Origin of the sequence: Streptomyces sp. HSW2009 (genome assembly GCF_040240285.1) — a bacterium.
Classification (GTDB): Bacteria; Actinomycetota; Actinomycetes; order Streptomycetales; family Streptomycetaceae; genus Streptomyces.
In genome coordinates this window covers 1-7731 of the sequence record NZ_JBEHZD010000392.1, presented here as the reverse complement: position 1 = coordinate 7731, position 7731 = coordinate 1, and the positions used below count along the sequence as shown (strand labels likewise).

The 7731-nt window shown below is 72.7% G+C and carries 1 protein-coding gene and 1 pseudogene; both read left to right on the top strand.

All coding sequences use genetic code 11. The features are described from left to right. Positions 1-123: 123 nt before the first annotated feature. Positions 124-6288: pseudogene (locus tag AAHZ94_RS24275) on the top strand (amino acid adenylation domain-containing protein); the annotation flags it as partial. Then, the coding region (locus tag AAHZ94_RS24270) for a condensation domain-containing protein (protein WP_349995207.1) at positions 6285-7731 on the top strand (1447 nt) is incomplete at its 3' end. The pseudogene AAHZ94_RS24275 and the gene AAHZ94_RS24270, both read left to right, overlap by 4 nt.

The following is a 7731-nucleotide window of genomic DNA, read 5'->3' as shown; positions in this document are numbered from 1 at the left end:
GGGGGGGCCCCCCCGCCCCCCCCCCCCGGCCGGCCCCCCCCCCCCCCCCCCCCGGGCCGGGGGGGGGGGCCGGGGGCGGGGGGCCCCCCCGGGCGCGGGCCCCCCGGCCCGCGCGTGGAGCAGACGACGCAGCGCGGTGGCGTCCACACCTTCCACCTGCCGCCCGCCCTGCACCGCGAGCTGACCGCGCTGGCCCGCGCCACGGGCTCCAGCGTCTTCCTCGTCCTCCAGGCCGGCCTGGCCGCCCTCCTCACCCGGCTCGGCGCCGGCACCGACATCCCCGTCGGCAGCCCCATCGCAGGGCGTACCGACACCGCGGTCGAAGAGCTCGTCGGGTTCTTCGCCAACACCCTGGTGTTCCGCACCGACACCTCGGGCGACCCGACGCCCGTGCAGCTCATCGAGCGGGTACGGGAACGGGGCCTGGCCGCCTACGCCCACCAGGACCTGCCCTTCGAGCGGCTGGTCGAGGTCATCAACCCCGAGCGCTCGCTCTCCCGCCACCCGCTCTTCCAGGTCTCCCTGACGCTGCACCACACCGACCCCGCAGCCGTGGTCGCCGAGGTCACCACGTTGCCCGGGATCGCCACCGAGCTGGAGCGGCTGCCCATCGAGGACAGCAAGTTCGACCTCAACTTCGAGCTCACCGAGGAGTTCGATGCCCGCGGCACACCCGCCGGCATCCACGCGGACCTGGAGTTCAGCGCCGACCTGTTCGACCTGGAGACCGTACGCGCCATCGGCGACGCCTTCCACCGGCTGCTCACCACCATGACCGCCGCACCGGACCGCGCCCTGTCGGCGACCGGCCTCGCCGACACCGCCGCACTCGGCCGGCTGCTGACCGACTGGAGCGACGCCACCAGGCCCGCCGTCGCCGCCGCACTCGCCGCGGCCGGCCTGCCCGAGGCGGCGCCAGGCAGCCTCGTCCACGTCCTGGACGAGGCCGGCCACCCGGTGCCCCCCGGCCTGCCGGGCCGGCTCCACCTGGCCGGCCCCGACCAGGGGGAACGGCCCACCAGCACGGCCCAACCCGACGGGCCCGACACCACCGGGCTGCCGGGCGCGGGCGGCAGCACGCAGCGCACCGAACACCGGGCCCGCTGGACCCACGACGGCGCGCTGCGGCTGCTCGACACACCCACCGGCCACACCCCCGGGACCGACCAGGCCCAGCGGCCCACCCGGCTCCGCGGCCCGCGCAACCCGCGCGAACAGGTCCTGTGCACCCTCTTCGCGGAACTCCTCGACGTGCCCACCATCGGCATCGACGACGACTTCTTCGGGCGCGGCGGCCACTCCCTGTCCGCCGTACGCCTGCTCAGCAGGGTGCGTTCGGTGCTCGGCGTCGAAGTCTCCATCCGCCGGCTCTTCGAGCAACCCACCGTCGCCGGCCTCGCCGAGGCCATCGAAGAGGCGTCCGGTGCCCGGCGCGCCATCCAACCCATGGCCCGGCCGGCCCGCATCCCCCTCTCCTACGCCCAACAGCGGCTGTGGTTCCTGCACAACCTGGAGGGCCCGAGCGCCACCTACAACATCCCCGTCACCCTGTGGCTGACCGGCTCGCTCGACCGGCCGGCCCTGCGCCAGGCCCTCGCCGACGTCGTCGCCAGGCACGAGAGCCTGCGCACCCTGTTCGCCGACGAGACCGACGGGGCGCGCCAGGTCATCCTGCCCGCCACCCAGGCACGACCGGAGCTCATCGAACGCGAGGTGAGCCAGCAGGAGCTGACCGAAGCCATCCACCAGGCCGCCTCCCACCCCTTCGACCTCACCGCCGAACTACCCGTACGAGCCTGGCTGTTCTCCGCCCCCGAGCAGCGCAACGCCCTCGTTCTGGTGCTGCACCACATCGCCAGCGACGGCTGGTCCCTCGGCCCGATGGCCCGTGACCTCTCGCTCGCCTACACGGCCCGCGTCGCCGGCCGCGCCCCGACCTGGCAGCCGCTGCCGGTCCAGTACGCCGACTACACCCTGTGGCAGCGCGCCGTCCTGGGCGCCGAGGACGACCAGGACAGCGAGATCTCCCGACAGCTCGGCTACTGGCGCACGGCCCTTGCCGACCTGCCCGAAGAGTTGGAGCTGCCCACCGACAGGCCGCGGCCCCCGCAGCAGTCGCACCGCGGCGGCCGGGTGCACGTCACCATCCCCGCAGCGCTCCACGAAGACCTCGCCGACCTGGCCCGCGAAACCCGCTCCAGCCTGTTCATGGTCGCCCAGGCCGCCCTGGCCACCCTGCTCGGCCGGCTCGGCGCCGGTACCGACATCCCCATCGGCAGCCCCATCGCGGGCCGCACCGACGTCGCCGTCGAAGAACTCGTCGGATTCTTCGTCAACACCCTGGTGCTGCGCACCGACACCGCGGGCAACCCCACCTTCAGCGAACTCATCGCCCGCGTACGGGAAACCAACCTCGGTGCCTACGCCCACCAGGACCTGCCCTTCGAGCGCTTGGTGGAGGTCCTCAGCCCGGTCCGCTCGCTCGCCCGCCACCCGCTCTTCCAGGTCCTGCTCGGCTTCGACAACAACCAAGAAGCCCTCGACGTGATGCGGCTGCCGGGCCTGACCGCCGACGTCCAGGCGCCGGAGACCGGCCGGGCCAAGTTCGACCTCGCCTTCTTCTTCGACGAGACCTACGGCCCCGGCGGCGAGGCGGCCGGCATGCACGTCGCCGTCGAGTACAACGCCGACCTCTTCGACCGGCCCACCGTCGCCGGATTCGCCGACCGGCTGCTGCACCTGCTCACCGACGCCGTCGCCGACCCCGAGCGCCCCATCGGCCAACTCGACGTCATGCTGCCCGACGAGCGACACCGCATCCTGCACGAGTGGAACGCACCCGCCCACCCGGTGCCCGCCCACCCCGTGCCCCGCCAGTTCGAACGCCAGGTGGCGGACAACCCGACCGCCACCGCCGTCCGCACCGACGAAGTCGACCTCAGCTACGCGGAGTTGGAAGCCCGGGCCAACCGGCTGGCCCACACCCTGGCCGCCGAGGGGATCGGCGGCGACGACATCGTGGCCATCGCGCTGCCCCGCACCCCCGAACTCGTCGTCGCCCTGCTGGCGGTCCTCAAGACCGGCGCCGCCTATCTCACCCTGGACACCGCCGCCCCCGAACAGCGGCTGCGCGCCATCATCGCCGACTGCACACCCCGCGCCGTCCTCAGCAACCTGGCCACCCGCCCGCTGCTCGGCGACACACCCACCGACCCGCGGTCCGCCACACCCGCCCACCCACTGCGCAGTGCCACCCCCACCCACCCGCTGCGCAGCGACACACCCACCAGGCACCTGGTCATCGACGACCCCGCCGACGCCGCGCGGATCGCCGCCGCGGCCGAAACCGCCCTCACCGACGCCGACCGCGTCCGGCCGCTGGACCCGCGCCACCCCGCGTACGTCGTCTACACCTCGGGGTCGACCGGCACCCCCAAGGGCGTCGTCATGCCGATGTCCTCGCTGGTCAACCTGCTCGCCTGGCACACCAGCAGCTACAACGGCGGCGTCGGCACCCGCACCGCACAGTTCCTCGCCCTGTCCTTCGACTTCGCCGTCCAAGAGATCCTCCAGGCCCTGGTCACCGGCAAGACCCTGGTCATCCCCACGGAAGACACCCGGCGCGACGCGTACGAACTGGCCGCCTGGATCAACCGGCACCAGATCAACGAACTCTTCGCCCCCACCCTGGTGATCGACGCCCTGCTGGCCGCGGCGGCCGACCGCGGCCCGCCGCTCGACTCGCTCACCGACCTCTTCCAGGGCGGCGAACAGTTCCGCCTCAGCGACGAACTGCGCGCCTTCTGCGCCGGCGGCTGGCCCCGGATGGCCCACAACATCTACGGGCCCGCCGAAACCCACGCCGCCACCTCCACCACCCTCCCCGCCGACACCGACGAATGGCCCTCGTCGGCCCCCATCGGCCAACCGCTGTGGAACGCCCGCGCCTACGTCCTGGACGCCGCCCTGGAGCCCGTACCCACCGGCGTCCGCGGCGAGCTCTACATCAGCGGCGCCCAACTCGCCCGCGGCTACATCGGCCGGCCTGACCGCACCGCCGAACGCTTCGTCGCCTCACCCTTCGACGGACCCGGCACCCGCATGTACCGCACCGGCGACGTCGTGCGCTGGAACCGCACCGGCAAGCTCGAATTCCTCGGCCGCGTCGACCACCAGGTCAAGATCGGCGGCTTCCGCGTCGAGCTCGGCGAGGTCGAAGCCGTGCTCGCCGGCCACCCCGCCGTCGACACCGCGGTCGTCGTCACCCACCAGGAAGCCGGCGGCCCCACCCGACTCATCGCCTACGTCGTCCCGCGGTCCGCGACCAGCGCCCCCGACCTCGGCCGCACCCTCCGCGCCCACCTGGACGAAAACCTGCCGCACTACATGGTGCCGTCCGTGGTCACCCCCATCGACGCACTGCCGCTCACCGCCAACGGCAAACTCGACCGGGCCGCCCTGCCCGACCCCGCCACCCATCACGAACCCGCAGGCCAGGCACCCCGCACCGACCGCGAACGCACCCTGTGCGCGCTGTACGCCGACATCCTCGGGCTGGACGAGGTCGGCATCGACGACGGCTTCTTCGACCTCGGCGGCGACAGCATCCTCTCCATCCAACTCGTCGGCCGCGCCCGCCGCGCCGGCCTGGAGATCTCCGTACGCGACATCTTCGAGCACCGCACCGTCGCTGCACTCGCCGACATCGCCACTGAAGCCGTCGGCGCGGCCGTCGAAGAACCCGGCGCCGGCATCGGCGACGTGCCACTGACCCCGATCATGCACTGGCTGCTCGCCCGCGGCGACGACCTGGACGCCTTCAACATGTCGCTCGTGCTCCAAGCACCCACCGGGCTCGACACCGACACCCTCCGCCACGCCGTACAGGCCGTCATCGACCACCACGACGCACTCCGCGCCCGCCTCACCCGCACCCCCCAGCCACGCCTTGAGGTCCGCGCCCCCGGCGCCGTCGACGCCACCCACCTCGTCCACCGGATCGACGCCACCGGCGCCACCGAAGCAGCCGTGGACGAGGTGCTCCACCGCGCCGGCGAGGCCGCCCGCGACCGGCTCGACCTCGCCGACGGCACCCTGGTCCAGGTCGTCTGGCTCGACCGCGGCCCCCACACCCACGGACTGCTCCTGCTGCTCCTGCACCACCTGGTCGTCGACGGCGTCTCCTGGCGCATCCTCGTACCCGACCTCGCCGAGGCGTACCAGGCCGTCGCGGCAGCCAAACAACCCACCCTGCAAGCCGTCGGCACCTCGCTGCGCCGCTGGTCGCAGCGGCTGACCGAACAGGCAGCCACCCCGGCCCGGGTCGCCGACGCCACCTGGTGGCAGCAGGTCCTCAGCGCCCCGGACCCGCGCCTGGGCCGGCGCGCCCTCGACCCCGCACGAGACACCCAGGCCACCGCGGGCCGCATCGACGTCACCCTGCCGACCGAGGTCACCGAAGCCGTCCTGACCAGGCTGCCCGCCGCCTACCACGCCGAGGTCAACGACGTCCTGCTGACCGCCTTCGCCATGGCCTGGACCCGCTGGCGCGACGGCACCCCGCTCCTGCTCGACCTGGAGGGCCACGGCCGCGAGGAACAGGTGGCCGAAGGCAGCGACCTGTCCCGCACCGTCGGCTGGTTCACCAACCTGTACCCGGTACGCCTCGACAGCGGCCAACCCGACCTCGCCGATGCGTTCGCCGGCGGCCCGACCGCGGGCGCCGTACTCAAACGCATCAAGGAACAACTGCGCTCCGTACCCGACAAGGGCATGGGTTACGGCCTGGTGCGCCACCTGAACCCCAGCACCGCCGCCGGCTTCGCCGACCTGCCCGAACCCCAGGTCGCCTTCAACTACCTCGGCCGCTTCACCGCGGCGGACGGCCCGGACGCCGCGGACTGGACCCCGCTCGCCGGCCGCACGGCCGTCGCGGGCGACCCCCCGCACCTGCCCCTCGCGCACCCGCTGGAACTCACCGCCCGCACCCACGACGCCCCGGGCGGCTCCCAGCTCGTGGCCACCTGGAGCTGGGCCACCGCAGTCATCGACGAGACACAGGTACGCGCCCTGGCCGAACTCTGGTTCCAGGCACTGGGCGGCCTCGTCACCCACGCCGACAACCCCGAGGCGGGCGGGCTGACCCCGTCCGACGTTTCCCTGGGCTCGATCACCCAGGACGAGATCGAAGCATTCGAGGACGAACTCGGCGACCTCTTCGCCGACGACGAGTTCACCGACCTCGACGACGACGTACACGCTGCTGACGAAGAAGAGGCCCAGAAGTGAGTCGGAACCCGCGCAAGATCGAGGACATCCTGGCACTGGCCCCGCTCCAGGAGGGCCTGCTCTTCCACAGCGTGTACGACGAGGGCGAACTCGACCCGTACGTCGTCCAAGCCTCCTTCGACATCGACGGCCAGCTCGACAAGACGGCCCTGCGCGCCGCGGCGACGGCCCTGCTCGCCCGCCACTCCGCGCTGCGCGTCGCCTTCCGCCAGCGCAAGAACGGCGACTGGGCGCAGATCGTCCTCCAGGAAGTCCCGCTGCCCTGGACCGAGACCGACTTCACGGCCCTGCCCGAAGCGGACCGTGCCCAAGCCGCCGACGCCGCCATGGTCGCCGACCGCACCGCCAGGTTCGACGTCACCCGCCCGCCGCTGCTGCGCTTCACCCTGCTCCGCCTCGGCCCCGACCTGCACCGCCTCGTCCTCACCAACCACCACCTGGTCCTGGACGGCTGGTCGCTGCCCATCCTGATGGGCGAACTCTTCACCCTGTACGAGAACGGCGGCGACACCAACAGCCTGCCCCGCGCCCGGCCCTACCGGGAGTACATCAACTGGCTGGCGGCCCAGGACCGGGAGGCCGCCCGCGACGCCTGGCGCACGGCCTACGCCGACCTGACCGAACCCACCCCGATCGCCCCGGAAGCCGGCCGCACCACCGTGACCAGCGCGGCCGTCCAAACCACCCTGAGCAGCGCGGACACCCGACGGCTCAGCGAACTCGCACGCAGCCGCGGCGTCACCCTGAACACCGTCGTCCAGACGGCCTGGGGCCTGGTGCTCGCCAAGCACACCGGCCGTGACGACATCGTCTTCGGCACCACGGTCTCCGGGCGCCCCCCGGAGATCGAGGGCGTCGAACGCATGGTCGGCCTGTTCATCAACACCGTGCCCACCCGGGTCAGGCTGCGCCCCGCCGAGACGCTCGGCGACCTTCTCACCCGCGTGCAGGACGAGCACACTCGCCTCGCGCCACACCAGCACCTGGAGCTGGCCGAGATCCAGCGGGCGATCGGGCAGGGCGAACTCTTCGACACCTCGATGGTCTTCCAGAACTACCCCGTCGAGCGCGCCGACGTTGCGGGCGACGGCCTCGGCGCGGGCGTACGCCTTACCCCGGGCAAGGACCGCGAGGCCACCCACTACCCGCTGATGCTGGTGGGCTCGGCCCGCGACACCATGCACTTCCGGCTCGACTACCGTCCCGACGTCTACGACGAGACGTCCGCCCAGCAGATCCTGGACCGCTTCGTCCACATCATGCACACCCTGGTCACGGATGCGGCCCTGCCGCTCGGCCGGCTCGACGTCCTGACGGAGCCGGAGTTGGAGCGGATGCTCGGGGAGTGGGGTGTGGGTGGTGGTGATGGTGGTGTGTTGGGTGGTTCGGTGTTGGGGTTGTTTGGTGAGCAGGTGTTGTTGCGTGGTGGGTCGGTTGCGGTGC